Annotated in this window: 29 protein-coding genes; 15 read left to right on the top strand and 14 right to left on the bottom strand. The window is 51.7% G+C overall.

What is annotated here, in order from left to right:
• Positions 1-160: 160 nt before the first annotated feature.
• Positions 161-574 (bottom strand): histone-like nucleoid-structuring protein H-NS, encoded by a 414-nt coding sequence (gene hns, locus IM314_RS03130; protein ID WP_028013434.1) that lies wholly within the window; start codon positions 572-574, stop codon positions 161-163.
• A 548-nt stretch (positions 575-1,122) separates the two neighbouring features.
• Here hns and tdk point away from each other — a divergent pair.
• The gene (gene tdk / locus IM314_RS03125) at positions 1,123-1,737 is read left to right on the top strand and encodes a thymidine kinase (RefSeq protein ID WP_028013433.1); all 615 of its coding nucleotides are present in this window, start codon (positions 1,123-1,125) and stop codon (positions 1,735-1,737) included.
• 66 nt (positions 1,738-1,803) lie between these two features.
• On the opposite strand, the gene adhE is transcribed toward tdk, so the two are convergent.
• Complete coding sequence (adhE, locus tag IM314_RS03120; RefSeq protein WP_028013432.1) at positions 1,804-4,482, bottom strand: bifunctional acetaldehyde-CoA/alcohol dehydrogenase; 2,679 nt, start codon at positions 4,480-4,482, stop codon at positions 1,804-1,806.
• A gap of 478 nt (positions 4,483-4,960) precedes the next feature.
• Between adhE and IM314_RS03115 the strand changes: the two genes are divergently transcribed.
• The 7 genes from IM314_RS03115 to IM314_RS03085 all read left to right on the top strand — a co-directional run bounded on the left by IM314_RS03115 (position 4,961) and on the right by IM314_RS03085 (position 12,850).
• Positions 4,961-5,608, top strand: a complete 648-nt coding sequence (locus IM314_RS03115) for a YchE family NAAT transporter (RefSeq protein ID WP_041909604.1) — start codon at positions 4,961-4,963, stop codon at positions 5,606-5,608.
• A 772-nt stretch (positions 5,609-6,380) separates the two neighbouring features.
• On the top strand, positions 6,381-8,012 hold the full coding sequence (oppA, locus tag IM314_RS03110) for an oligopeptide ABC transporter substrate-binding protein OppA (protein ID WP_028013430.1): 1,632 nt from the start codon (positions 6,381-6,383) through the stop codon (positions 8,010-8,012).
• An 83-nt stretch (positions 8,013-8,095) separates the two neighbouring features.
• Positions 8,096-9,016 (top strand): oligopeptide ABC transporter permease OppB, encoded by a 921-nt coding sequence (oppB, locus tag IM314_RS03105; RefSeq protein WP_028013429.1) that lies wholly within the window; start codon positions 8,096-8,098, stop codon positions 9,014-9,016.
• A 14-nt stretch (positions 9,017-9,030) separates the two neighbouring features.
• Positions 9,031-9,939, top strand: a complete 909-nt coding sequence (gene oppC, locus IM314_RS03100) for an oligopeptide ABC transporter permease OppC (RefSeq protein ID WP_028013428.1) — start codon at positions 9,031-9,033, stop codon at positions 9,937-9,939.
• 11 nt (positions 9,940-9,950) lie between these two features.
• Positions 9,951-10,964: an ABC transporter ATP-binding protein gene (locus tag IM314_RS03095; RefSeq protein ID WP_028013427.1), complete on the top strand. Its 1,014-nt coding sequence runs from the start codon at positions 9,951-9,953 to the stop codon at positions 10,962-10,964.
• Entirely contained in the window at positions 10,961-11,965 is a 1,005-nt protein-coding gene (oppF, locus tag IM314_RS03090; RefSeq protein WP_041909608.1) for a murein tripeptide/oligopeptide ABC transporter ATP-binding protein OppF, read from the top strand. Before IM314_RS03095 ends, oppF begins: the two co-directional genes overlap by 4 nt.
• 48 nt (positions 11,966-12,013) lie before the next feature.
• Entirely contained in the window at positions 12,014-12,850 is an 837-nt protein-coding gene (locus IM314_RS03085; RefSeq protein WP_193358148.1) for an ion transporter, read from the top strand.
• Between the two features lie 31 nt (positions 12,851-12,881).
• Here the strand turns inward: IM314_RS03085 and IM314_RS03080 are convergent, their stop codons facing one another.
• Together IM314_RS03080 and cls are read right to left on the bottom strand one after the other, a co-directional pair.
• Positions 12,882-13,211, bottom strand: coding sequence for an HI1450 family dsDNA-mimic protein (locus IM314_RS03080; protein WP_006810881.1), 330 nt, complete (start codon positions 13,209-13,211; stop codon positions 12,882-12,884).
• 33 nt (positions 13,212-13,244) lie between these two features.
• Positions 13,245-14,705, bottom strand: a complete 1,461-nt coding sequence (gene cls, locus IM314_RS03075; protein WP_028013424.1) for a cardiolipin synthase — start codon at positions 14,703-14,705, stop codon at positions 13,245-13,247.
• A 144-nt stretch (positions 14,706-14,849) separates the two neighbouring features.
• On the opposite strand from cls, the gene IM314_RS03070 reads away from it, so the two are divergent.
• Together IM314_RS03070 and leuE are read left to right on the top strand one after the other, a co-directional pair.
• Complete coding sequence (locus IM314_RS03070; protein WP_086379783.1) at positions 14,850-15,023, top strand: YciY family protein; 174 nt, start codon at positions 14,850-14,852, stop codon at positions 15,021-15,023.
• 106 nt (positions 15,024-15,129) lie between these two features.
• Positions 15,130-15,765: a leucine efflux protein LeuE gene (gene leuE / locus IM314_RS03065; protein WP_028013423.1), complete on the top strand. Its 636-nt coding sequence runs from the start codon at positions 15,130-15,132 to the stop codon at positions 15,763-15,765.
• 34 nt (positions 15,766-15,799) lie between these two features.
• Here leuE and IM314_RS03060 read toward each other — a convergent pair whose 3' ends face one another.
• On the bottom strand, positions 15,800-16,096 hold the full coding sequence (locus IM314_RS03060; protein ID WP_045260670.1) for a YciI family protein: 297 nt from the start codon (positions 16,094-16,096) through the stop codon (positions 15,800-15,802).
• Positions 16,097-16,318: 222 nt separating this feature from the next.
• Between IM314_RS03060 and tonB the strand changes: the two genes are divergently transcribed.
• Positions 16,319-17,041, top strand: a complete 723-nt coding sequence (tonB, locus tag IM314_RS03055) for a TonB system transport protein TonB (protein ID WP_041912000.1) — start codon at positions 16,319-16,321, stop codon at positions 17,039-17,041.
• Between the two features lie 38 nt (positions 17,042-17,079).
• Here the strand turns inward: tonB and yciA are convergent, their stop codons facing one another.
• From yciA to IM314_RS03035, 4 genes are all read right to left on the bottom strand, one after another.
• The gene (gene yciA / locus IM314_RS03050) at positions 17,080-17,475 is read right to left on the bottom strand and encodes an acyl-CoA thioester hydrolase YciA (protein ID WP_041909616.1); all 396 of its coding nucleotides are present in this window, start codon (positions 17,473-17,475) and stop codon (positions 17,080-17,082) included.
• 104 nt (positions 17,476-17,579) lie between these two features.
• The gene (locus IM314_RS03045) at positions 17,580-18,119 is read right to left on the bottom strand and encodes a septation protein A (RefSeq protein WP_028013419.1); all 540 of its coding nucleotides are present in this window, start codon (positions 18,117-18,119) and stop codon (positions 17,580-17,582) included.
• A 56-nt stretch (positions 18,120-18,175) separates the two neighbouring features.
• On the bottom strand, positions 18,176-18,919 hold the full coding sequence (locus IM314_RS03040) for a YciC family protein (RefSeq protein ID WP_045630546.1): 744 nt from the start codon (positions 18,917-18,919) through the stop codon (positions 18,176-18,178).
• A 25-nt stretch (positions 18,920-18,944) separates the two neighbouring features.
• Positions 18,945-19,349, bottom strand: coding sequence for a YkgJ family cysteine cluster protein (locus IM314_RS03035; protein ID WP_193358149.1), 405 nt, complete (start codon positions 19,347-19,349; stop codon positions 18,945-18,947).
• Between the two features lie 282 nt (positions 19,350-19,631).
• On the opposite strand from IM314_RS03035, the gene ompW reads away from it, so the two are divergent.
• Positions 19,632-20,264 carry an outer membrane protein OmpW gene (gene ompW / locus IM314_RS03030; RefSeq protein WP_045260668.1) on the top strand — a complete coding sequence of 211 codons (633 nt, stop codon included), beginning with the start codon at positions 19,632-19,634 and terminating at the stop codon, positions 20,262-20,264.
• A gap of 42 nt (positions 20,265-20,306) precedes the next feature.
• Here ompW and yedF read toward each other — a convergent pair whose 3' ends face one another.
• The 4 genes from yedF to IM314_RS03010 all read right to left on the bottom strand — a co-directional run bounded on the left by yedF (position 20,307) and on the right by IM314_RS03010 (position 23,639).
• Complete coding sequence (gene yedF, locus IM314_RS03025) at positions 20,307-20,540, bottom strand: sulfurtransferase-like selenium metabolism protein YedF (protein WP_045260667.1); 234 nt, start codon at positions 20,538-20,540, stop codon at positions 20,307-20,309.
• Positions 20,537-21,748, bottom strand: a complete 1,212-nt coding sequence (yedE, locus tag IM314_RS03020; protein WP_193358150.1) for a selenium metabolism membrane protein YedE/FdhT — start codon at positions 21,746-21,748, stop codon at positions 20,537-20,539. Before yedE ends, yedF begins: the two co-directional genes overlap by 4 nt.
• Before the next feature lie 232 nt (positions 21,749-21,980).
• Positions 21,981-22,748 carry an alpha/beta fold hydrolase gene (locus IM314_RS03015; RefSeq protein ID WP_193358151.1) on the bottom strand — a complete coding sequence of 256 codons (768 nt, stop codon included), beginning with the start codon at positions 22,746-22,748 and terminating at the stop codon, positions 21,981-21,983.
• A 69-nt stretch (positions 22,749-22,817) separates the two neighbouring features.
• Positions 22,818-23,639, bottom strand: coding sequence for an alpha/beta fold hydrolase (locus IM314_RS03010; RefSeq protein WP_047364946.1), 822 nt, complete (start codon positions 23,637-23,639; stop codon positions 22,818-22,820).
• 140 nt (positions 23,640-23,779) lie between these two features.
• Between IM314_RS03010 and IM314_RS03005 the strand changes: the two genes are divergently transcribed.
• Together IM314_RS03005 and IM314_RS03000 are read left to right on the top strand one after the other, a co-directional pair.
• Positions 23,780-24,259 (top strand): MarR family winged helix-turn-helix transcriptional regulator, encoded by a 480-nt coding sequence (locus IM314_RS03005; protein ID WP_193358152.1) that lies wholly within the window; start codon positions 23,780-23,782, stop codon positions 24,257-24,259.
• Between the two features lie 129 nt (positions 24,260-24,388).
• The gene (locus tag IM314_RS03000) at positions 24,389-25,048 is read left to right on the top strand and encodes a DsbA family protein (RefSeq protein ID WP_193358153.1); all 660 of its coding nucleotides are present in this window, start codon (positions 24,389-24,391) and stop codon (positions 25,046-25,048) included.
• Between the two features lie 63 nt (positions 25,049-25,111).
• Here IM314_RS03000 and IM314_RS02995 read toward each other — a convergent pair whose 3' ends face one another.
• Positions 25,112-25,717, bottom strand: coding sequence for a transporter (locus IM314_RS02995; protein WP_193358154.1), 606 nt, complete (start codon positions 25,715-25,717; stop codon positions 25,112-25,114).
• A gap of 494 nt (positions 25,718-26,211) precedes the next feature.
• On the opposite strand from IM314_RS02995, the gene cspA reads away from it, so the two are divergent.
• Complete coding sequence (cspA, locus tag IM314_RS02990) at positions 26,212-26,424, top strand: RNA chaperone/antiterminator CspA (RefSeq protein ID WP_193358155.1); 213 nt, start codon at positions 26,212-26,214, stop codon at positions 26,422-26,424.
• Positions 26,425-26,447: the final 23 nt, after the last annotated feature.

The raw sequence follows: 26,447 nt of genomic DNA, 5'->3' as shown, positions 1-26,447 counted from the left end.
CACCGGTTTTTTTATGCCCATAAAACGCCATGACCAGCCTGTTTGTAAGCGAAACTAAATAGCCAAATAACGCTTTATGACGGAGTGTAAGAGGATGTTAGTGATAAATTGCGGGCAAAAAAATCCCACCAGAGGCGGGATTTTTCTGAATTCGGCTTGATTAATCCTTGATCAGGAAGTCATCCAGCTGTTTACCTTGCTCATCCATAGCTTTCTTGATTACAGCAGGAGTACGGCCCTGGCCGGTCCAGGTTTTAGTTTCGCCGTTCTCATCAACATAGCTATATTTAGCAGGACGGGCAGCGCGTTTTGCTTTGGTACCGGTTTTTGCAGCAGCAATGCTGTTCAGCAATTCATTTGGATCGATACCATCAGCAATCAGCATTTCACGATATTGTTGCAGTTTACGCGTACGCTCTTCGATTTCAGCAGCAGCAGCGCTTTCTTCTTCGCGACGTTCATTAACTACAACTTCTAATTTTTCCAGCATTTCTTCGAGCGTTTCAAGGGTACATTCTCTTGCCTGCGCACGAAGAGTACGGATGTTGTTCAGAATTTTAAGTGCTTCGCTCATTGTAGTAATCTCAAACTTATAATGGGGGGTGGTTTGTTGACCTAATAATAGAGCCATAAATTCAGATGTGCAATAGCCAGGAATGTAAGGAATTCAAAAAATACTAAATAAAGCCGCTATTATTAATTACGCTAACTTAAATTTCCTCTTTGGCAGTCTCGCTTGTTATCACGATAACCTGCTTAACCCCGCCGCTTGCATCTTTTTTTTGTTACATTTGCCGCAGGAATTATAGTTGCGGCGGATAAATATCAGCCTTTTGTATTAGTTCCAGGCGACGGTGTTAAGGCAGGAATAGTTAATAAATAGTGAATTTTAATGAACGCAGATTCCACTATAAAAAGAAGTGTTATGTTTGGCTAATCATATAACCTATTCACCAGCATGACCGCCATTACTCTCTGTTTTAGCGGATTATTTTTGCGAAAAGAGGGCGTTTTACACCTTTCAGCACGGCATCGTTTGTGCGGCGTGTCGCTGATGACCAGACAAAATATGGTACAATGAATCATCGGTAATATTACACATTGATTAGGGTTTTACGGCCAATGGCACAACTTTATTTCTACTATTCGGCAATGAATGCCGGGAAATCCACCGCACTGCTGCAATCCTCATACAATTACCAGGAACGAGGAATGCGTACCGTTGTTTATACCGCTGAAATCGACGATCGCTTCGGTGCAGGGAAGGTGAGTTCCAGAATCGGCCTCTCTTCGCCAGCCAGGCTGTTTAACCCGCAAACTGACCTGCTGGAGGATATCCGCGCTGCGCATGCGTCAGAGCCCATTCACTGCGTGCTGGTTGATGAGAGCCAGTTCCTGACACGTGAACAGGTGCACGCGCTCTCTGAAGTGGTTGATGAGCTCGATATCCCCGTTCTGTGCTACGGGCTGCGTACGGACTTCCGCGGGGAGCTGTTTGCCGGAAGCCAGTATTTGCTTGCCTGGTCAGATAAGCTGGTTGAACTGAAAACTATTTGTTTCTGCGGACGCAAGGCCAGCATGGTGCTTCGTCTCGACCAGGCTGGAAAACCTTATGCGGATGGTGAGCAGGTGGTGATTGGTGGCAATGAACGCTATGTGTCGGTCTGTCGTAAGCATTATAAGGAAGCGTTGTCCGTAGGCTCGCTGACGGCGATCCAGCACGACAACAGAAAATAATATCCGCCGCTATTCAGACATAAAAAAACCCGCCATACAGGCGGGTTTTTTTCATCAGACTGTCAGTTAAGCGCTTTTCTTCGCTTTCTTGTCAGCTTTAATGACCGGAGCTTCTGTTTTCACAGCAGCAACGTCACCTTCTTTGAACTCACGACCGTAGTAGGTATCCAGCAGAATCTGTTTCAGCTCGGAGATCAGTGGGTAGCGCGGGTTAGCACCAGTACACTGGTCATCGAAGGCATCTTCAGACAGCTTGTCTACGTGAGCGAGGAAGTCAGCTTCCTGAACGCCTGCTTCACGGATAGATTTAGGAATACCCAGTTCAGCTTTCAGGCTTTCCAGCCATGCCAGCAGTTTCTCAATCTTCGCAGCAGTACGGTCGCCCGGTGCGCTCAGACCAAGGTGGTCAGCGATTTCAGCATAACGACGGCGCGCTTGCGGACGGTCATACTGGCTGAACGCAGTCTGCTTGGTTGGGTTGTCGTTGGCGTTATAGCGGATAACGTTGCTGATCAACAGGGCGTTCGCCAGACCGTGAGGAATGTGGAACTGTGAACCCAGCTTGTGCGCCATAGAGTGGCAAACACCCAGGAAGGCGTTCGCAAACGCGATACCGGCGATGGTTGCTGCACTGTGGACACGTTCACGTGCTACAGGGTTTTTAGAACCTTCGTTGTAGGACGCTGGCAGGTTTTCTTTCAGCAGTTTCAGAGCCTGCAGAGCCTGACCGTCAGAGAACTCAGACGCCAGTACAGAAACGTAGGCTTCCAGCGCGTGAGTCACGGCATCCAGACCACCGAACGCACACAGAGACTTCGGCATTTCCATTACCAGGTTGGCATCAACGATAGCCATATCTGGCGTCAGCGCGTAGTCAGCCAGCGGGTATTTCTGACCTGTTGCGTCATCTGTTACTACCGCGAATGGCGTCACTTCTGAGCCGGTACCGGAAGTAGTGGTGACGGCGATCATTTTCGCTTTCACGCCCATTTTCGGGAACTTGTAGATACGTTTACGGATGTCCATAAAGCGCAGCGCCAGCTCTTCGAAGTGGGTTTCCGGATGTTCGTACATAACCCACATGATTTTCGCGGCGTCCATTGGGGAGCCACCACCCAGTGCGATAATCACATCTGGTTTGAAGGAGTTCGCCAGTTCAGCACCTTTGCGTACAACGCTCAGTGTTGGGTCAGCTTCAACTTCGAAGAACACTTCAGTTTCGACGCCAGCCGCTTTCAGCACAGAGGTGATCTGGTCAGCGTAGCCGTTGTTGAACAGGAAACGGTCAGTCACGATGAGCGCACGTTTGTGGCCATCAGTAATCACTTCATCCAGCGCGATTGGCAGAGAGCCACGGCGGAAGTAGATAGATTTCGGAAGTTTGTGCCACAACATGTTTTCAGCTCGCTTAGCAACGGTTTTCTTGTTGATCAGGTGTTTTGGACCAACGTTTTCAGAGATGGAGTTACCACCCCAGGAACCACAACCCAGAGTCAGGGAAGGTGCGAGTTTGAAGTTATACAGGTCACCGATACCACCCTGAGAAGCAGGGGTGTTAATCAGGATACGGGCAGTTTTCATCATCTGACCGAAGTGGGCAACACGCTCTGGCTGGTTATCCTGGTCGGTGTACAGACATGAGGTATGACCGATACCGCCCATGGCAACCAGCTTCTCGGCTTTTTCTACCGCATCTTCGAAATCTTTCGCACGGTACATAGCAAGCGTAGGAGACAGTTTTTCGTGAGCAAACGGCTCGCTTTCGTCAACAACTTTAACTTCACCGATCAGGATCTTGGTGGTCGCCGGAACGGTAAAGCCTGCGAGTTCAGCGATTTTATAGGCTGGCTGACCTACGATAGCAGCGTTCAGCGCGCCATTTTTGAGAATGATGTCCTGAACTGCTTTCAGCTCTTTGCCCTGCAGCAGGTAGCCGCCGTGGCTGGCGAAACGCTCGCGTACTGCGTCGTACACGGAATCAACAACAACTACAGACTGTTCAGATGCACAGATAACGCCGTTATCGAAGGTTTTAGACATCAGCACAGACGCAACAGCACGTTTGATGTCAGCGGTTTCATCGATAACAACGGGGGTGTTACCTGCGCCTACACCGATTGCTGGTTTACCGGAGCTGTATGCTGCTTTAACCATACCAGGACCACCGGTCGCCAGAATCAGGTTAATGTCCGGGTGATGCATCAGCGCGTTAGACAGTTCAACAGAAGGTTGGTCGATCCAGCCAATCAGATCTTTTGGTGCGCCCGCAGCAATTGCTGCCTGCAGAACAATGTCTGCTGCTTTATTTGTTGCGTCTTTCGCACGTGGATGTGGAGAGAAGATGATTGCGTTACGGGTCTTCAGGCTGATCAGCGATTTGAAGATAGCTGTTGAAGTAGGGTTAGTCGTTGGAACAATACCGCAAATGATGCCGATAGGTTCGGCGATGGTGATCGTCCCGAAGGTGTCGTCTTCAGACAGAACGCCACAGGTTTTCTCATCTTTATAGGCGTTGTAGATATACTCAGAAGCAAAGTGGTTTTTGATCACTTTATCTTCAACGATACCCATGCCAGATTCGGCAACGGCCATTTTAGCGAGAGGGATTCGAGCATCTGCAGCAGCCAGAGCGGCCGCGCGGAAGATTTTATCAACCTGTTCTTGGGTGAAATTGGCATATTCACGCTGGGCTTTTTTTACGCGCTCGACGAGGGCGTTCAGTTCAGCGATATTAGTAACAGCCATAATGCTCTCCTGATAATGTTTAAACTCTTTTAGTAAACCAGCGCTCGATACGTCAGACAGTATAGACAGTGCCAATACGACTTGCGTTACATAAAGTAAAACAAAGGGTTACTTTATGCTCCAGTACACTAATTTACTAAAAGAGCCTTACCTTAGCATCATCCCTTTTTGTCAGGTGACCTCCCTGGGGGCGTAATCAAGATTACTCACTTCTGAGTACGGAAATCATGATCTGCGTCAATTTTCCACCAAGCTGATACCTTTCAGCAGGGTTATTTAATGGATATATTTCCACTGTTAATTAATTAAGTAACTATTGGAAGTGACGCTATCATTGTCTCAACATATGTTTAACATTCTGAAATGCTAACGTTTTGGCACAGATTTCTGGTGAAGTATGCTAATAAAAAGCGTATCTTCAGCGCGATTTTTCCTAACAATGTAACTGTCCCGGGCATGTGCAAAAGCGGAGCAAAACGTGATCCAAACGCTCTTTGATTTTCCAACGTATTTCAAATTTTTTATTGGTCTGTTTGCCCTGGTCAACCCGGTGGGGATCATTCCTGTCTTCATTAGTATGACCAGTTACCAGACGGCGGCGGCCCGGAACAAAACCAATCTTACCGCTAACCTGTCTGTGGCAATCATTTTGCTCACCTCGCTTTTCCTGGGTGATGCCATTCTCCAGCTCTTTGGCATCTCGATTGACTCCTTCCGCATTGCGGGTGGGATCCTGGTGGTGACCATTGCCATGTCCATGATCAGCGGTAAGCTGGGTGAGGATAAGCAGAACAAGCAGGAAAAGTCAGAAACCGCCATCCGCGAAAGTATCGGCGTGGTTCCGTTGGCATTGCCCCTCATGGCCGGGCCGGGTGCCATCAGTTCAACCATTGTTTGGGGCACGCGTTACCATAGCCTCATGCATTTAATTGGTTTTTCTGTCGCGATTGCCGTTTTCGCGCTCTGTTGCTGGGGCGTCTTCCGCATGGCGCCGTTGCTGGTACGCCTGCTGGGGCAGACCGGCATCAACGTTATTACGCGTATCATGGGGCTGCTGTTAATGGCACTCGGGATCGAATTCATTGTCACGGGTATTAAAAGCATTTTCCCCGGCTTGTTACATTGATATTTCATACGAAAGAACGGCGCTTCGGCGCCGTTTTTTTTGTATCAATATCAGCAAATCATATAAATAAAGTTGAAAAGCTTACCTGTCATAATAAATTCTACTAATAATGTTCATCTCATATATTTCATAGGGTTATGAATTCATCTCAAGCCTGCCTGCACAGAAAATCTTCGAACGCACTGTTATTTTACTCACACGATAGTCTTGGGCTTGCTGCGGGATAACCGAAATGATATTAGTAATTTCAACATTTCGTTAGATGAATGTGCTAAATAATAATCAATTGTTAAATTTTCGTACAAAACTACGCGATGATAATGCAGCGACGCGCCAGAAGGGAAAATCTTCCATATTGGTTTGAATTTTAAGTATTTTTTAGGGTGCTCAACGTATGGAAGGGCTGGGCAGGACGATACGGCCTGGGCCGTAAAAGAGAATTGCTTAACAAATTTGCAAAATGTATTGGCGCGTGTTTACGCCATTTGATACTTTCCGGCCTACTATTTTGCAGCCTAAAACAAGTAGATGAGAATTATTTTCATATAATCCTCTTCTCAGATATCCAGCACAGGTCTCAAACAGGGGAGGCCTGGCAAGAATCGACGCAAGACGGCCATACGAGCGGTCAGTAATAAAAAAGTCGGTGATAGCAAGCAGTAAAAAAAGAACCTGACAGCAGCAAAAAAAAACTCCTGCGCTGTACAGGCCCCAACAGGGGATTAGACAGCTGGCGAAAGCCAGTAATTATAATGAGTGGAGTACCAACACAATGTCCATCATCACAAAAAAAAATCTGGTAGCGGCGGGGATTTTAACTGCGCTAATCGCGGGAAACGCTGCAATGGCTGCGGACGTTCCTGCAGGTGTTCAACTGGCGGAAAAACAGACGCTGGTGCGTAACAACGGTGCGGAAGTTCAGTCTCTCGATCCGCATAAAATTGAAGGCGTTCCTGAGTCAAACGTTAACCGCGACCTGTTCGAAGGTCTGCTGGTGACTGACGTAGACGGCCACCCGGCACCGGGTGTGGCAGAAAAGTGGGAAAATAAAGATTTCAAAGTCTGGACCTTCCATCTGCGTAAAGATGCCAAATGGTCCGACGGTACACCGGTTACCGCCGAAGATTTCGTATATAGCTGGCAGCGCCTGGCGAATCCAAATACCGCCTCTCCGTATGCGAGCTATCTGCAGTATGGCCACATCGCCAATATCGATGACATTATCGCCGGTAAAAAGCCGGTCACCGACCTGGGCGTGAAGGCGATCGATGCTAATACCTTTGAAGTGACGTTGAGCGAACCAGTTCCGTACTTCTATAAGCTGCTGGTTCACCCATCCGTCTCGCCGGTACCAAAATCCGCCGTGGAAAAATTTGGTGAAAAATGGACGCAGCCTGCCAATATCGTGACCAACGGCGCCTATAAGCTGAAAGACTGGGTGGTCAACGAACGTATGGTGCTGGAGCGTAACCCGCAGTACTGGGATAACGCGAAGACCGTGATTAATCAGGTCACCTACCTGCCAATCTCTTCCGAAGTGACCGACGTTAACCGCTACCGCAGCGGTGAAATCGACATGACCTATAACAACATGCCGATTGAACTGTTCCAGAAGCTGAAGAAAGAGATCCCGAAAGAAGTTCACGTCGATCCATATCTGTGCACCTATTATTACGAAATCAACAACCAGAAAGCACCGTTCACCGACGTGCGCGTTCGTACTGCGCTGAAGCTGGCACTGGATCGCGATATCATCGTGAACAAAGTGAAAAACCAGGGCGATCTGCCGGCGTACAGCTACACGCCTCCGTATACAGATGGGATGAAACTGGTTGAGCCTGAGTGGTTCAAATGGTCGCAGGAAAAACGTAACGAAGAAGCGAAAAAACTGCTGGCTGAAGCAGGATACACCGCAGACAAGCCGCTGACGTTCAACCTGCTGTATAACACCTCAGATCTGCATAAAAAACTGGCGATTGCCGTCGCGTCTATCTGGAAGAAAAACCTGGGCGTGAACGTTAAGCTGGAAAACCAGGAGTGGAAAACCTTCCTTGATACGCGTCATCAGGGGACCTTCGACGTGGCGCGTGCGGGCTGGTGTGCGGACTATAACGAACCGACATCATTCCTGAACACTATGCTCAGCGACAGTTCAAACAACACGGCGCACTATAAGAGCCCGGCGTTTGACAAGATCATCGCTGAAACCCTGAAAGTGTCTGACGATGCGCAGCGCGCAGAGCTGTACGCGAAATCAGAAGAACAGCTCGATAAAGACTCTGCAATTGTACCGGTTTACTACTACGTTAACGCCCGTCTGGTGAAACCATGGGTAGGGGGTTATACCGGTAAAGACCCGTTGGATAATATTTCCGTTAAGAATCTTTATATTATCAAGCATTAATGGCAATACGTGGGGCGAGCCTGGCTTGCCCCACTGTGTCTACTTTGTAACATTCATCAGGCACACGCCAGAAGGTACGGGCAATGTTGAAATTTATCCTGCGTCGCTGTTTAGAAGCGATACCAACGTTATTTATTCTAATTACGATTTCCTTCTTTATGATGCGTCTCGCGCCGGGAAGTCCATTTACCGGTGAACGTACGTTGCCGCCAGAAGTCATGGCCAACATCGAGGCGAAGTATCACTTAAACGATCCCATCACCACCCAATACTTCAACTATCTGAAGCAGCTGGCGCACGGTGATTTTGGACCGTCATTTAAATATAAAGACTATTCCGTTAACGATCTGGTGGCCTCCAGCTTCCCGGTCTCGGCAAAACTGGGTGCTGCAGCATTCATTCTGGCCGTCGTTCTCGGGGTCACCGCAGGCGTTATCGCCGCGCTCAGACAAAATACCAAATGGGATTATGCCGTAATGGGGGTGGCAATGACCGGGGTAGTCATACCCAGCTTCGTTGTCGCGCCATTGCTGGTGATGATATTTGCCATCACGCTGAAATGGCTGCCCGGGGGCGGCTGGAACGGCGGGGCATTGAAGTTCATGATTTTGCCGATGGTGGCATTATCGCTGGCGTACATCGCCAGTATCGCGCGTATTACCCGTGGTTCAATGATCGAAGTGCTGCACTCAAACTTCATCCGCACCGCGCGCGCGAAAGGGCTGCCGATGCGCCGGATCATCTTCCGCCACGCGCTCAAGCCGGCGCTGCTGCCTGTGCTCTCCTATATGGGACCGGCATTCGTCGGGATCATTACGGGTTCAATGGTTATCGAAACAATTTACGGCCTGCCGGGTATTGGTCAACTGTTCGTAAACGGGGCGCTTAACCGTGACTACTCGCTCGTTCTGAGCCTCACGATCCTCGTGGGCGCACTGACCATTCTCTTTAACGCCGTTGTCGATGTGCTTTATGCCGTTATCGACCCGAAAATTCGTTACTAACGCTGGAGCACGCCATGATGTTGAGTAAGAAAAACAGCGAGGCGCTGGAAAACTTCAGTGAAAAACTGGAAGTAGAAGGTCGTAGCCTCTGGCAGGACGCGCGCCGTCGCTTTATGCATAACCGTGCGGCGGTCGCCAGCCTGGTTGTGCTGGTGATCATCGCGCTGTTTGTCACCCTGGCGCCGATGCTGTCGCAATTTACCTATTTCGATACGGACTGGGGCATGATGTCCAGCGCGCCTGATATGGAGTCCGGCCACTATTTCGGTACCGATTCATCCGGCCGTGATTTGCTGGTGCGCGTGGCGATTGGTGGCCGTATTTCTCTGATGGTCGGTATCGCCGCCGCGCTGGTGGCGGTGATCGTGGGGACGCTTTACGGCGCGCTTTCCGGCTACCTTGGCGGCAAAGTAGACTCGGTGATGATGCGTCTACTGGAAATCCTGAACTCCTTCCCGTTTATGTTCTTCGTGATTTTGCTGGTGACCTTCTTCGGCCAGAACATCCTGTTGATCTTCGTGGCCATCGGGATGGTTTCCTGGCTGGATATGGCGCGTATCGTGCGCGGCCAGACGCTGAGCCTCAAACGCAAAGAGTTTATCGAAGCGGCGCAGGTCGGGGGGGTATCAACCAGTAATATCGTGGTTCGCCATATCGTGCCTAACGTGCTGGGCGTGGTGGTGGTCTATGCCTCACTGCTGGTGCCAAGCATGATTCTGTTTGAATCCTTCCTCAGCTTCCTGGGGCTGGGCACGCAGGAGCCACTGAGCAGCTGGGGCGCGCTGCTGAGCGACGGCGCAAACTCGATGGAAGTTTCACCGTGGCTGCTGCTTTATCCGGCGGGTTTCCTGGTCGTTACCCTGTTTTGTTTTAACTTTATCGGCGATGGCCTGCGTGATGCCCTCGACCCGAAAGACCGTTAAGGAGCGCCGTCATGACAATTATTGAAACGGCCACCGCGCCACAGGCGCAGCAGCAGAGCAATCTTCTGCTGGATGTTAAAGACCTCCGCGTGACCTTTAAAACCCCGGACGGCGATGTTACTGCGGTCAACGATCTCAACTTTAACCTGAGCAAAGGGGAAACGCTGGGGATCGTGGGTGAATCCGGCTCCGGAAAATCCCAGACGGCATTTGCGTTAATGGGCCTGCTGGCCGCTAACGGCGTGATTGGCGGTTCGGCGAAATTCAACGGTCGCGAAATTCTTAACCTGCCGGAGCTCGAGCTGAACAAGCTTCGCGCCGAACAGATCTCAATGATTTTCCAGGATCCGATGACCTCCCTGAACCCGTATATGCGCGTCGGTGAGCAGCTGATGGAAGTCCTGATGCTGCACAAAGGTCTGGGCAAAGCGGAAGCTTTTGAGGAATCCGTTAAAATGCTGGATGCGGTAAAAATGCCGGAAGCGCGCAAGCGCATGCGCATGTTCCCGCACGAGTTCTCTGGCGGTATGCGTCAGCGCGTGATGATTGCCATGGCGCTGCTGTGCCGGCCAAAACTGCTGATTGCCGATGAACCGACTACCGCGCTGGACGTCACCGTGCAGGCGCAAATCATGACCCTGCTGAACGAGCTTAAGCGTGAGTTCAACACGGCGATTATCATGATCACCCACGATCTGGGCGTGGTTGCCGGTATCTGTGACAAAGTGCTGGTGATGTACGCCGGGCGCACCATGGAATACGGCAAAGCGCGCGACGTGTTCTATCAGCCAGCCCATCCGTACTCGATTGGCCTGCTGAACGCGGTGCCGCGTCTTGATGCGGAAGGGGAATCCCTGCTCACCATTCCGGGCAACCCGCCAAACCTGCTGCGGCTGCCGAAAGGTTGTCCGTTCCAGCCGCGCTGCCCGCACGCGATGGAAATCTGTAACAGCGCGCCGCCGCTGGAAGAATTTGCCCCAGGCCGTCTGCGCGCCTGCTTTAAGCCGCAGGAGGAGCTGGTATGAACGCAGTAGATGAAAAACGCAACGTGCTGCTCGAAATCGCCGACCTCAAGGTGCATTTCGACATCAAAGATGGCAAGCAGTGGTTCTGGCAGCCGCCGAAGACCCTGAAAGCGGTAGATGGCGTCACCTTGCGTCTGTATGAGGGGGAAACCCTGGGCGTGGTGGGCGAATCCGGCTGCGGTAAATCCACCTTTGCGCGTGCAATTATCGGTCTGGTGAAAGCCACCGGCGGCAAAGTGGCCTGGCTGGGTAAAGATCTGCTGGGCATGAAGCCTGACGAGTGGCGCGACGTGCGCAGCGATATCCAGATGATTTTCCAGGATCCGCTGGCGTCATTAAACCCGCGTATGACCATCGGTGAGATTATCGCCGAACCGCTGCGCACCTATCATCCAAAGATGCCGCGTCAGGAAGTCCGCGACCGCGTGAAGGCGATGATGCTGAAAGTCGGGCTGTTGCCTAACCTCATTAACCGTTACCCGCATGAATTTTCAGGCGGCCAGTGTCAGCGTATTGGCATTGCGCGTGCGCTTATCCTTGAGCCGAAACTGATTATTTGTGATGAACCGGTCTCCGCGCTGGACGTGTCGATTCAGGCGCAGGTGGTTAACCTGCTTCAGAAATTGCAGCGCGAAATGGGGCTGTCGCTGATCTTCATTGCGCACGACCTGGCGGTGGTAAAACACATCTCCGACCGCGTGCTGGTGATGTATCTGGGCCATGCCGTGGAACTGGGAACCTATGACGAGGTGTACCATAACCCGCTGCACCCTTATACCAAAGCGCTGATGTCGGCGGTGCCGATCCCCGATCCGGATCTGGAAAAGAATAAAACGATTCAGCTTCTGGAAGGGGAATTGCCGTCGCCAATCAATCCGCCGTCGGGCTGCGTGTTCCGCACGCGATGCCCGATGGCCGGGCCGGAATGCGCGAAAACGCGACCGGTGCTGGAGGGCAGTTTCCGACATGCGGTTTCCTGCCTGAAAGTAGACCCGCTATAATCGCAAGGGCTGACATGATGTCAGCCCTTATTTTTTTGCGAGGTTACCGTGTCGCGTTTATTCACTTCAGCCCGTCGGCGGCTCTATCATCTTTTATTCGATCCTGAAACGGTATCGGGACGCCGTTTTGAAGGTCTGTGTGCGCTGTTTGCGCTATTGAGCGTAGTGGTCATCTTTATTGAATCGGGTGTGGGGACGCAATATCACCTGACATTTGAGGAATGGCATGCGTTTGTCTGGCTGGAACTTATTATTACCCTGGTCTTTACCGCTGAGTATATTCTGCGTGTTGTTTGCTGGCCCAACCCGGCAAAGTACGTCTTTAGCTTCTGGGGCTTTATTGATTTAGCGACGATCCTGCCGCTCTATGTGATGTGGCTGTGGCCGGAGATCAGCCTCAACTATGTTTTCGCCTGGCGAGCGATGCGCGTTATTCGGGTCTTGCGTATTCTGAAGTTACTGCGCTTTATGCCGTCGCTGCGCTTATTCTGGAGCGCGATCGTCAGCGCACGCCATCAGCTTATTCTGTTCTATTCGTTTATTGCCATCGTGATGATTGTTTTTGGCGCGCTGATGTATTTGATTGAAGGGCCGAAATATGGCTTCACGACGCTCAACGCGTCCGTCTACTGGGCGATAGTGACCGTTACGACCGTGGGGTATGGCGATATCACGCCCCATACGCCGCTGGGGCGGATTGTGGCATCCGTGCTGATTCTGATTGGGTATTCGGTAATTGCCATTCCGACGGGGCTTATTACCACGCACATGAGCAGCGCGTTTCAGAACCATAAACAGCGGCGCAAATGTCCGAACTGCCACCAGGTCGATCATGAACACAGCGCGCGGTTTTGCAACCGCTGCGGAAGCGCGTTACCGGATTAAATAAAAAAGGCTGCTATCGCAGCCTTTTTTATTATTCGCGCCAGAGTATGTGGCACAGCTTGTGGTCTTTCTCACGACACAGCAGGACGCGCGCAAAAATGTCGTTAATTTCACCGCCGTCTTCATCAGCCAGCCCAATAACCACTTCGGCAAAGAAGTCAGGGTTCAGGTCGAAATCTACATGTTCGGCCCAGTCCTCTGAAGGGTCGAACAATTCGGCACCGCCGCGCTCTTCGAACTGCAGATTAAAGAGGATCACGTCTGCGGGATCGAGGTTATCAACCGCCAGTTCGAGAAAAATGTCATAGGCCTGCTCGAGCGTTTCGTCTTCGGTCAGGCGATTGTTCAGATCCATTTCCATGATGACTACCTGTTTAACATCGTTGGGCACGTTTTACAGCAACGGACTAAAGAAGTAAAACAGTCGTTCAGCTATTCGCTGCCATAACGGACGTTTTACCCACAGCCTGGCATCCAGCAGCCGCGAGCGGGAGATATAGTCATCCTGAACCGCCGCCAGGTCACCGCCAAAGCCGGCGTCATCAATCACCAGGGTGATTTCAAAGTTTAGCCACAGGCTGCGCATATCAAGGTTAACCGTGCCCACCAGGCTTAATTCGCCGTCGACCAGCACGCTCTTGGTGTGCAGGAGACCGCCTTCAAACTGGTAAATTTTCACCCCGGCGGCAAGCAGTTCGCTAAAGAAGGCACGGCTGGCCCAGCCCACCAGAAGAGAGTCATTTTTGCGTGGCAGAATGATACTGACATCGACGCCGCGCTGCGCTGCGGTACAAATCGCGTGCAGCAGATCATCGCTGGGGACAAAGTAGGGCGTCGTCATGATCAGATATTCACGCGCGGAGTAGGTTGCCGTCAGCAGCGCCTGGTGAATCAAGTCCTCCGGGAAGCCTGGTCCGGAGGCGATAGTATGAATTGTATGACCGCTGGCCTCTTCAAACGGCATAATATTGCCATCCGGCGGTGGCGGCAGGATACGCTTGCCGGTCTCTATCTCCCAGTCGCAGGAGTAAACGATGCCCATCGAGGTGGCAATCGGCCCCTCCATTCGCGCCATCAGATCCACCCATTGCCCGACGCCGGAGTCCTGTTTAAAGAAGCGCGGGTCAACCATGTTCATACTGCCGGTGTAGGCAATATAGTTATCGATCATGACCATTTTACGGTGCTGGCGAAGGTCCATCCGGCGCAGAAACACGCGCAGGAGATTCACCTTCAGTGCCTCAACCACCTCGATACCGGCGTTACGCATCATGCCCGCCCAGGGGCTACGGAAAAATGCCACGCTGCCCGCGGAGTCCAGCATCAGACGGCAGTGGATCCCCCTGCGTGCGGCCGCCATCAAGGATTCAGCGACCTGGTCAGCCATGCCGCCGGGCTGCCAGATATAAAACACCATCTCAATATTATGGCGAGCCAGCTGAATATCGCGGATTAACGCCTGCATGACATCATCGGACGACGTCAGAAGCTGGAGCTGATTGCCCTTAACGCCGCCAATCCCCTGGCGGCGCTCGCAGAGCTTAAACAGCGAGGAGGCGACGCTGCTGTTCTCCTCGGCAAAGATATGCTTACAGGCTTTGAGATCGTTAAGCCACTTCGCGGTGGAAGGCCACATTGCGCGCGCCCGCTCGGCACGGCGTTTACCCAGATGAAGCTCACCGAAAGAGAGATAGGCAATAATTCCCACCAGTGGGAGGATATAAATGATCAGAAGCCAGGCCATGGCAGAGGGTACGGCTCTGCGCTTCATCAGGATGCGTAACGTCACACCCGCGATTAACAGCCAGTATCCCAGAATGACCAGCCAACTCACCACGGTGTAGAAGGTTGTCATAGATAAAAAAATCCTTTTGAAAGCGTATTGTTATGAGTGTACGCATCAGGATTCATCTGGCAAATAAAAACGCCAGGTAAAAGCGCTGGTTTGCTGTCGGGTTGGGTTTATAATGGCGGCTCTGTTTGAGAAAGAGTTGTAGACATGAAGCGCAGTAGAACAGAAGTAGGGCGCTGGCGTATGTTGCGACAGGTGAGTCGTCGCAAGGCTCGTTGGCTGGAAGCACAATCCCGCCGCAATATGCGTATCCACGCCATCAGAAAATGTGGATTGACCCGGCACCGCAATGCGTTGCTGTTCGCAGTCCAGGATATCTGAAACCCATGAGGGCACCGCAAGGTGCCCGCTGATTATATTGTGTCTTATTTTGCGACTATCGTTATTGCGGCGATATTCCGGTTATTTTTAGCAAAAGGAGGGAGAGGTGTTTGCGGAGTTTGGTGTACTGAATTTCTGGACGTATGTTGTTGGCGCATTTTTTATCGTGCTGGTTCCCGGGCCAAACACCCTGTTTGTGCTGAAAACGGGGATCGGTCACGGTGTGAAAAAAGGGTATCTTGCCGCGACCGGCGTGTTTATCGGTGATGCGGTATTGATGTTCCTGGCCTGGGCGGGTGTTGCGGCATTGATCCAGACGACCCCCGTACTCTTTAATATCGTGCGCTATCTCGGGGCTTTCTATCTGCTGTGGTTGGGCGGAAAAATGCTCTGGTCGGTGATCACACGTCAGAATAACGCTCAAGAGAGTGGAACCGAGCCTGCCAGCACGATCATGAAACGCTCCCTCGTCCTGAGCCTGACGAATCCAAAAGCGATTCTGTTCTACGTTTCGTTCTTTGTGCAGTTTATCGACGTGAATGCGCAAAATACCGGGACCTCTTTCCTGATCCTCGCTACCACGCTTGAGCTGATTAGCTTTATGTACATGAGCTTCCTGATTTTCTCTGGGGCGTTTGTTACGCGTTATCTGAAAACCAAAAAGAAACTGGCAAAGCTGGGGAACGGGCTGATAGGGCTGCTGTTTGTCGGGTTTGCGGCGCGGTTAGCGTCACTGCATTGATGTGAAGAAAGGCTCCTGCGGGAGCCTTTTTACCTCAGAACACTTTCTTATACGGTCGCACCGTCACTTTTGCATACACACCCGCCGCAACGTATGGGTCTGCGTCAGCCCAGGCCTGCGCCGCTTCAAGAGACTCAAACTCAGCAATAACCGTGGAGCCAGAAAAACCGGCGGCTCCCGGGTCATTGCTGTCAACAGCAGGCATTGGACCCGCGGTCAGCAAACGGCCTTCGTCCTGGAGCAGCTGCAGGCGAGCCAGATGGGCAGGGCGAACAGAGAGACGTTTTTCGAGGGAATCAGCGACATCTTCAGAGTAAATCACGTAAAGCACGGTGAAGCTCCTTAAGCGTTATAAAGTGTCAGTTACGTTATGTGAAAGGGCAATTGACTGCAATGTAAAGATAAAAACAACGTTAATACCCCGATCTGGATGCCCTTTTTTTGACCACTCCTGCGCTTAAATTGCGCCAGAACAAAGTGTCTTATTGAATATGATTGCTATTTGCATTTAAAATCAGGGTCCGGTTTTTTAACGTTGATGATTATGACTTCGATGACCCTTGATTTACCTCGCCGCTTTCCCTGGCCGACGCTGTTGTCCGTGGTGATTCACGGTGCCGTCGTGGCGGGTTTGCTCTACACCTCGGTTCATCAGGTTATTGAAATGCCCGCACCCGCCCAGCCGATCTCGGTAACCATGGTCTCGCCAGCGGATCTCGAACCGCCGCAGGTTGCGCCACCACCGCCACAGCCGGTTGCTGAGCCTGAACCGGAACCCGAGCCTGTACCGGAGCCACCGAAGGAGGCACCGGTGGTGATCCACAAACCTGAACCGAAGCCAAAACCTAAGCCGAAACCAAAGCCGGTGAAGAAGGTCGAGGAGCGTCCGAAACGTGAAGAACGCCCGGTTGAACCGCGCGCGTCCCAGCCGGTCGAGAATGCAGCGCCTTCGCGTCCGGTCATGAATAACAGCGCACCGGCGGCGAAGCCGACGGTTGCCGCACCAGCGGGCCCACGTGCGTTGAGCCGTAATCAGCCTCAGTATCCGGCGCGAGCTCAGGCCTTGCGTATTGAAGGTCGCGTACGGGTGAAATTTGACGTCACTGCGGATGGCCGCGTGGATAACGTGGAAATCTTGTCTGCGCAACCTTCAAATATGTTTGAGCGTGAAGTGAAGTCGGCGATGCGCAGATGGCGCTACGAACCCGGTAAACCGGGAAGCGGACTGATCGTGAACATTGTTTTCCGCCTGAATGGCGGGGCGCAGATGGAATAAGAAAAGCCTCCGAAAGGAGGCTTTTCTTTGCCTGCCACTCAGGCTGGCGGAAGCTGACGAGGTTTACCGTCGCTATCGACAGCGACATAAATAAACAGCGCTTCAGTTGCTTTATAGCGCTGTCCAATCGGTTCAGAAGAGACTTTCTTCACCCAGACTTCAATATTGATGGAGATGGATGTATTGCCGCGCTTTACGCAGCGGGCGTAACAGCAAACCACATCACCTACCGCAACCGGACGCAGGAAGGTCATTCCATCCACCCGCACGGTCACCACGCGTCCGTGAGCAATCTCTTTTGCCAGAATTGCGCCGCCCATATCCATCTGCGACATCAGCCAGCCGCCAAAAATATCGCCATTGGCATTGGTGTCAGCGGGCATTGCCAGTGTGCGTAAAACCAGTTCGCCCTGAGGGGCGTTATTTGTTGTCATTGTTTTAACTCATAACGGAAGACTTCAGGCGGGATGCTACTATGATTTCACAGCGGAGAGAATAGACCAGAACGCCTGTCGAACACGTTCTGGTCAGTCAGCAATCAGTGCTTGTCGTCCTGCGGCATGTGGCGATAGATATAAATGCCGCTTAGCAGGGTGAATATCAGCGTCAGGGCCGTCAGGCCGAAGACCTTAAAGTTGACCCAGATATTCTGTGGCAGCCAGAAAGCGATATAGATATTGGCAAGACCGCAAAGGATAAAGAACACCGCCCAGGCGATATTCAGGCGCGACCAGACCTCCTGAGGCAGCGTCAGCTCTTTGCCGAGCATGCGCTGGATCAGCGGCTTTTTCATCACCCACTGGCTGATGAGCAGCGCACCCGCAAACAGCGCGTAGATCACCGTCACTTTCCACTTGATAAATTCATCATTGTGGAAGAAGAGGGTTAGCCCACCGAATACGGCGACCAGGACGAACGTTACCAGCGCCATTTTTTCAACTTTACGGTAGCGCACCCAGCTGTAGATCAGCACGACCGCTGTCGCAATAATCAGCGCTGTGGTGGCAGCATAAATGTCATACAGTTTGTAAAACGCGAAAAAGACCACCAGCGGTAAAAAATCAAGAAACTGCTTCATTCTGTGATTCCATCTTCTTTGTTGAGCCGGGCCCTGGCATGCACCCGGCATCAGGGTTACTGACGAATTAACATATACAGGCGGAACAGATAGACAAGCAGCACCGCTGAAATCAGGTTGCTCAGTGTATTCGCGACCACCGCGCCGACGTTCGGGGTTAATACCGCAAAATTCGGAGCAAACAGGAGCAGGAGCGTTTTTGCCAGCAGCCAGGCAATGACTGCAGGAGCCACCAGACGCATATTAGCCCATGCGAGTCGGATGCTGCTGCGCATCGCGGTAAAAATTCCCATTTTATCCTGCACGACCATTACTGGGGCAAAAGCGAGCACAATAGCCAGTAACACGCCCGGCACCACAACCAGCATAATTCCCATCTGCACCAGCATGGTGGTTAAAAAGATCAGGATAAACAGCTTAGGTAAGACCGGCGCGCTGGCACCAATCGCCCGCAAGGCGCTGACCCGGTGGCCCGCCGACACCAGTTGGATCATCAGCAAAACGCCGCCCGCCAGAATGGCGTTACCAATCAGGCCAGAAAACGTGGATGCGGCAGACGCCCGGAGCAGAATTTGTTGCTGCTCTGGCGTCATGTTTTGCACCAGTTCAAATAGCCCCACGCTTCCTGCAAGATGGTCGCCCTGGCTCAGGCTGGCAATCTGTTCTTCACTCGGTGAGAACGCATGACCCAGCACCACAGTGATAAAGGCGCAAAGCAACGCGATCAGTAAAAAGGTAATGAACTGATTGCGGAAAAAATTTCCCGTGTCACGGTAGACAGACTTCGCCGTGATAGACATGCACTCTCCTTGCGTATTGCAGGTGTTAATTAGCCGGCAATTGTACACCGGATGAACCGGCTGTGGCAGCATCAAGGCTTGTATGGAAAAGCATATCTTTGTAAAGCGGCGGTAATCCAAAGCGCGCGCGGGCGCGATTACAGGCTTCGTTGACCTGCCCATCTTTCCCCGACATGGCAAATTCCCGGCATGGGCTGGGGCGATCCTCATAGATTGCGCACCGGGTCGAAACCCCGGGCTCACCCTGCAGCGCGACACAGCGGGCCTGCTTTTGATTGGTGCCGCTCATGCAGCGCAGAAAGGGGGTTAACGGCTCAGTAAGATGAACCGGAACGGTACCGCCGCCATCGCTGGCTTCAGCCCAGTAGAAAGAGACTCGAAAATACGCACAACAGGCTCCGCACGTCATGCACGGGTTAACTTCACTCATGGCACACCTGCAAAAAAAGAACGCATCAAATCAACTTGTGAGAGCGATAAATTATCCAGCCGACAGAGGAAGAGCAAGAGGGAGAAAACAGAAAATTTTGTAACTGTGAAATGCCAAAAATTGACATAGAAACAACTTATTGCTTTTCAAATCGCCACAAAAAATTAACCCAGATCAATGAATGTTAACTTACTGGTTTTAATGTGATCTGTGGCAGATCACTTATTACTCTTTTGTGAGTATATTCTCATCCGCGATTAAAACCACAACGATGGAGCGGATATGAAAAAATTAGCGGTGGCAGCCCTTGTATTAAGCAGTCTCTCTGGCGGCGCGTATGCGCATGAAGCAGGCGAATTCTTTATTCGTGCCGGTTCGGCTACGGTTCGCCCAACTGAAGGATCGGATAACGTGCTGGGGATGGGCGGTTTTAACGTCAGTAACAACACCCAGTTAGGTTTAACATTCACCTGGATGGCGACGGATAACGTTGGGGTTGAGCTTTTGGCGGCAACGCCTTTCCGTCACCGTGTCGGTCTTGGTGCGACCGGTGATATCGCCACGGTTCACCATTTACCGCCAACGCTGATGGCGCAATGGTACTTTGGCGATGCCAGCAGCAAGGTGCGTCCATATATTGGCGCGGGTGTGAACTACACCACCTTCTTCGATGAGAAATTCAACGATACCGGCAAAGAAGCAGGACTCTCCGATCTCAGCCTGAAAGACTCGTGGGGTATGGCTGGGCAGGTTGGTCTGGACTATCTGATTAACCGCGACTGGCTGATCAACGCCTCGGTCTGGTATATGGATATTGATACGGACGTACGCTTCAAGGCGGGCGGCGAGCAGCAAAGCATCAATACGCGTCTGGATCCGTGGGTGTTCATGTTCTCTGCGGGTTATCGTTTCTAATTCTGTATGTTTAATGCGCCCCCGAGGGGCGCATTTCGTCTATTACTTCTGAATCAAATAGCGAATGGTTGGCCCGTCCTGCTGGATATCCAGCACCGTATAACCGTGGTTTTTTGCATCCAGCGGAATGTTGTTGATGGATTGCGGACAATCGCTCACCACCTCCAGAATTTCACCTTTTTCCAGCTGCGGCAGTGCCTCAAGCGTGGCAACCGCCGGATACGGGCAGGGTTCACCGACCATATCCAGACGATAGTCGGGGACGATCTCTTTCATGCAGCGTTCTCCTGCGTTTCAGTTTTGACGACGGCACGGCGGAAGAAGCGTTTCTCCTGCGCGACAACCAGTAAAAAAGCGACCAGCAGCAGGGCATAAGTCACCAGCAGGCCGCCGAGAGGGCCGAAAGCGCTCAGCAGGTTAACCTTGTCCCAGTTTGTGGCAAGCACCGGGGACACGTCGTCCCAGAAGTATGCGAGGAGTGTGGATCCAAGGACATTCCCAAGCCCGACCCACCAGTAGTGCACCTGTCCTTCAACCGCGCGGTACATCCAGCCGGTTTCACACCCGCCCGCCAGCACAATCCCGAAGCCAAACAGCAGACCGCCAATCACCGCGTTCGGGCCAGCCCACATGATCTTCGGTTCAACACCGAGCTGAACATAGCTGAAAATGCCGATAGCGCTCACCGCCATGCCGGCAATGATTGCCTTCGCCATCATCGTCCTTCCGGTGATCCACATATCGCGAAACGCAGAGGTAAAGCAGATCTGCGCGCGTTCGATCAGCAGGCCAAAGCCGACGCCGAACAACATCGCCAGGCCAAGCTTCGGCTGATTCATCGCCGTGCAAATGGCCCATGCGATCACAGCAAAAAAGACCAGCATACCCAGGCGGAAACGGCGCTTTGCCTGCTCCGGTTTTTGGGTTAGCGGGGACGCCGCGCTGACTTTTGTCATTTTCACCGGAATGCGGAACAGCGGCAGAAGGGTGAATTTTGCTCCGAAGTAAGAGCCAATCGCCGTGGCCACGGCAAAAAACCAGGCATGAAGGGAGAACTGCGGAATCCCCGTAAAGAACGCGGCCAAATTACAGCCCATCGCCAGGCGGGCGCCAAACCCGGCAATCAAACCCCCGACTACCGCCTGCATGATGCGAACGCGGCTTTTGGGCATGCGCAGCTTAACGTTGTTTGCCCACAGCGCCGCAGCGAAACAGCCGCCGAACATGCCGATAATCATCATTCCGTCGATGCGGGTAAGCGGGGTGCCGTCCAGGTGAATAAGTTTGAAGTATCCCCACTCTTCGGTATGTACGCCTGCGAGCTGCAGCAGTTGCCCACCCCAGCGGGTGAATTCACCGGTGACGGCCCAGAAGGTGCCGGTAATGCCGAAATAATAAGTAGAGAGAATGCCTGCCGCGATGACGGCCGGAACAGGTGACCAGAACTTAACCAGGTAAGTCTGTTTGAAGTATTGCCATGACATGAGTAAGCCTCTGAACTCAGAAGGTGTATTTGGATTTAACGGGCTGGAATATATAACTTTTTGGGTTACTCTAAAACCTCTCCAAACCTACTCTCCGGGATAGCGTCATTTTTTATGACTTCAGTCATTAAATCTTGCGATACGTTGTACTCTGCGCGGGATTAAAACCAGGGCATTACGGATATGGCCCCCCCTCAGGCGAGGGGGGGCTTTCGGGGCGGGAGAATGATGTTTACTTCGCCGCTTCCTCGATAAGTGTGGCGACATCCTGCGGATTTGAAACCATCACGACATGGGATGCGCCTTTAATCACAACGGTGTGTTTTGATCCCGCGCGTTCAGCCATGAATCGCAAACCCTGGGCGGGGATATTCTTGTCGCCGTCACCGTAAATGAAGTAAGAGGGCAGTTTTTTCCAGGCTGGCGCACCCGATTTTTCAGTTAAAGCCGCTTCGGTAATCGGTCTTTGCCCTGCGGCCATCAGCGCCGCTTCTTCAGCTGAAACGTCATGCGCGAATTGCTGGTGGAACTTCGCCTGATCGATGGAGAGATCGACGCTACCATCAGCCAGCTTCACCGGTGCGGCGAACGCCTGGCCAAGCGTGCCGCCAGGGAATTTTCCTGCCAGGTCGGCCGCGGCTTCACCCGCGTCGGGAGCAAATGCGGCGACATAAACCAGCGATTTGACATTGTTTGTATCACGGGCCGTGTTCGTAATAACCTGGCCACCATAGGAATGCCCGACAAGGACGACCGACCCCTTAATGTTGTTCACCACAGAAGAGACGTAAGCCGCATCACCCGAAACACTGCGCAGCGGATTCGCCGCAGCAACGACATTATATCCATCCTTTTGCAGGATCCGGGTAACGCCATTCCAGCTAGAAGAGTCGGCAAAGGCACCATGAACCAGGACAACGGTCGGCTTAGCGGTTTCGGCGATTGCGCTGGCAGACAGCAGAACGGCGGCAACGGCAAGGGAGGCAGCAAATTTGGACATGATCATTCCTCTTTTCAATACAGTTTAAAGGGTATGCGTAGGGGGGCCTGTCTGGAACAGGCCACCTGGTTAGCCGCGAATAAAGGCCAGTACGTCAGCGTTAAAGCGATCGGCCTCTGTCTCAGCCAGTCCATGTGAACCACCGGCATATATTGTCAGCGTCGCATTCGCAACGATCTCAGCGGCGCGGTGTGCGGATGCCTTAATGGGGACAATCTGGTCATCGTCGCCATGAATAATCAGCGTAGGGCGATCAATCTGCTGCAGGTCGCGTGTGTAATCGACTTCAGAGAACTCATGGATGCAGTCATATTGCCCTTTAATGCCGCCCTGCAGGCCAATTCTGCGGAAGTTTTCCCGTAACCCGTCATTGGTGGGGACATGGTCACGGTTAAAGCCATAGAACGGAATTGTCAGGTCAAAGTAAAACTGTGAGCGGTTTTTGGCCGTGCCTTCGCGGATAGCATCAAACACCTCAATCGAAGTACCGTCTGGATTGCCATCCGTCCGGAGCATAAGAGGAGGGACTGCGCCGACCAGAACGACTTTAGCCACGCGTGAGGTACCATGACGGCCGATATAATGTGCAACTTCGCCGCCCCCTGTGGAGTGACCCACTAAAATGAGATCCTTCAGATCCAGCGACTCAATCAGTTCAGCGAGATCGTCCGCATACTGATCCATATTGTTGCCGTGGAAAGTCTGGTCTGAGTGCCCATGGCTGCGACGGTCATGCGCGATAACCCGGAAACCATTCTGGCTGAAAAACAGCATTTGCTGATCCCAGGCATCAGACGATAACGGCCATCCGTGAGCGAAGAGGATAGGCTGACCTGAACCCCAGTCTTTGTAAAAAATGCCTGTTCCGTCTTTGGTGATGAAAGTTGTCATTTTGTACTCCTGTTATGTGTTGCGTTATTTGTTTGTGTGCGATTTGTTTGTGTGCAAATGAATATGGCAGCCCTTTTTGTCTTTGTCAATCGCTTGCAATTAAATCGTATGCAAACTATTTTAAGGGGACTGGAGGACATATGACTAAACACACTAATTTCGAGGATTCCCTGCCAGATGTGCACGGTATGCTCTGTTTCTCTCTTTACTCTGCAGGACATGCTTTTACTCAGCTCTATCGTCCCATGCTTGATAAGCTTGGCCTGACCTATCCCCAGTATCTGGTGATGGTTACCTTGTGGAATCAGGATGGGCGAACAGTGAAGGAACTGAGTGGAATTCTTTTTCTTGAGTCCAGCACGTTGACCCCTTTACTGAAGCGGCTGGAGACTGCGGGGTTGATCACCCGGACACGTAATCCGAAGGATGAGCGCGAAGTGCTTATCCACCTGACGGTGAAGGGGGAGGCGCTGAAAAGCGAGACCAGCACTATCACGCGCTGTATTGTGGATACCCTGGGGATGGATGCTGACATCATTGCTGACATCAAAGCATCAGTCGATAAGATCCGTGACAAGATCCACCGTGCGCAGAAACCGGACGCCAATGACCTGGCCTGATGGGGTCATTCGGGCAGAGACATACTGTCCATTCGTACGCTCTATGAAACACTGAATTTACTGGAGGGCTGTTTTTCGCATTGAGGAATCTCATTATGATGAGGGCTAATGATTCCCAGGGGATACCACATGCGCATTGACAATCTACAGTATTTTTTTGACCCACTTTGCGGCTGGTGTTATGCCAGCTCGCCCGCCCTGAATTATCTGGCACAACATTACATTGAAAAACTCACGTTAATGCCCTGCGGTCTTTTTTGTGATGAGGGTGCCCGGCACATCACCGCCCAATGGGCAGAATATGCGTGGACAAACGATCGGCGTATCGCTTCGCTGACCGGTCAGCCATTCAGTGAGAGCTATCACCAGTTCCTGAACACAGGTGCGCGCTTTGATTCGACGTTTATGAACCGGGCACTTACGGCTTTTCATGAAATCAGCCCGGTGGCAGAGGCAGGGCTGCTTCGTGCACTGCAACATGCTCGCTATGTACTGGGGCGTGATACCTCGCAAAGTGATGTGGTGGAAGAGATCGGCATCGCCTGGGCTCGGGAAAATAACGTTGACCTCAACCCCAATAACTTTGCCGGCCGGCTTGATGCCGATAACGCGCTTCGTAGCCTGACGGACGACAGGATCGCTGACGTAAAGCGTCTTATGAATCAAAAAGGTTTCAGCGGGGTTCCGCTGCTGTTGGTTACGGTTGACAGTACTGAGCACATTATCAGCGGCCATGATCTCTACGGCGGAGCAAAAAGCATCGGCGAGGCGCTGGCAAAGCTTGCGTAGCCAAAACGAGGCTTCCGGTTTTACACACCGGAGCTTCGTTTATCACCTGTTCGAATGCCCGAATCATTTCTGGCGGGAGAGGGATCGGAAAGAGCAGTAGTACCCTACAGATGCGGTAAGGCAGAGCATATACCCGAATGATTCGCTGCCTTCCTCCACGACATTCTTGACCACCCTGACGTAGCTTTGATCGAGTATCGCGTACCATAATTCTTGCATTCCAAACAGCCGGGAGAAAACCAGGACTGCCAGCAGACCACTGAGCATCATGCCGTACCAGGGGGTACGGGTATAGTGGGTCAGTTGCGTAAGAGTAAGTCGGAAATGGACAACGGGATAAAGCAAAGCGCAAATGGCGGAAAGTAGTGCAAACCACACCCAACTTCCATGAGCCAGAAGATCAAAAAATGCATCCAGTTCGCGAATCAGCATGGAGAGGAAAAAACCGCCGATCAGGATGTTGCAATAGCGCATGAATTCCCATTTCTTCGCCAGCAGGAAGTGAATAAATACGATGCCCCCTAAAACCGATTCCTGCACAATTTCGGTCAGCGATATCTCCGGTATATCCAGATTAAATAAAGAGATATCCGCCCACAGACAAAGTACGGGCAAGGAGCAGGCTGCTGACGCGAAAAGAAAGAAGAAAAAGCTTTTGAGTACAGACATTAACACCACCACTTTCATTCAAAACACCTATGATAAGTGGCTTCGAACGAAAATCTATTTCACTTTGTGCGCTATAGGCATGAATTTTAAGCATATTGAGCTACATAGTGAGGGGGTGTTCACTCTGTGCCGATAAGCTCCACCACTTTCACGGAACTCTCCGTCACTAAAAGGGGCGATATGCTTTGGCTATCACAGGATGCGAATACATGGCTCCAGCGGCTTTAGTTTTCATAACCATTAAGCCGTCCGGGTGTTTAAGTGGTTATAATAAAAAATAAAAACTTTACTTAAAAAAATTTTTCTGTGCCTGGATAGCGTCATCGGTTTGGAATATAGACCTTATAAAAGCAGTTTAGTAAAGCAGTCCTCAGTTCAGGTGTTATCAATAGATACTCTTCTTCGTGAGCCTCCTCCTAAGTGCCAAATAAGTTACTCTCTAAATACAGGCCATCATCGCCGCGCTTAGTGGCTCAAAAAATAAGGAATTATCTATGTTTAATAAAATGACTGGTTTAGTAAAATGGTTTAATGTTGATAATGGTTTTGGTTTTATCACGCCTGACGACGGCAGCAAAGATGTATTCGTACATTTCTCTGCTATTCAGAGCGACAGCTTCAAATCGCTTGATGAAGGCCAGAAAGTGTCCTTCACCATTGAAAATGGCGCTAAAGGCCCGGCAGCGGGTAATGTTTCTCCGCTGTAAGTCGCGCCTGTTATCAATGACCC

The sequence above is a fragment of the Enterobacter cloacae complex sp. P42RS genome, assembly GCF_014930595.1.
Classification (GTDB): domain Bacteria; phylum Pseudomonadota; class Gammaproteobacteria; order Enterobacterales; family Enterobacteriaceae; genus Enterobacter; species Enterobacter bugandensis.
Note: the sequence above shows the minus strand (reverse complement) of the source record. Positions and strands in the feature narration are given on the sequence as shown.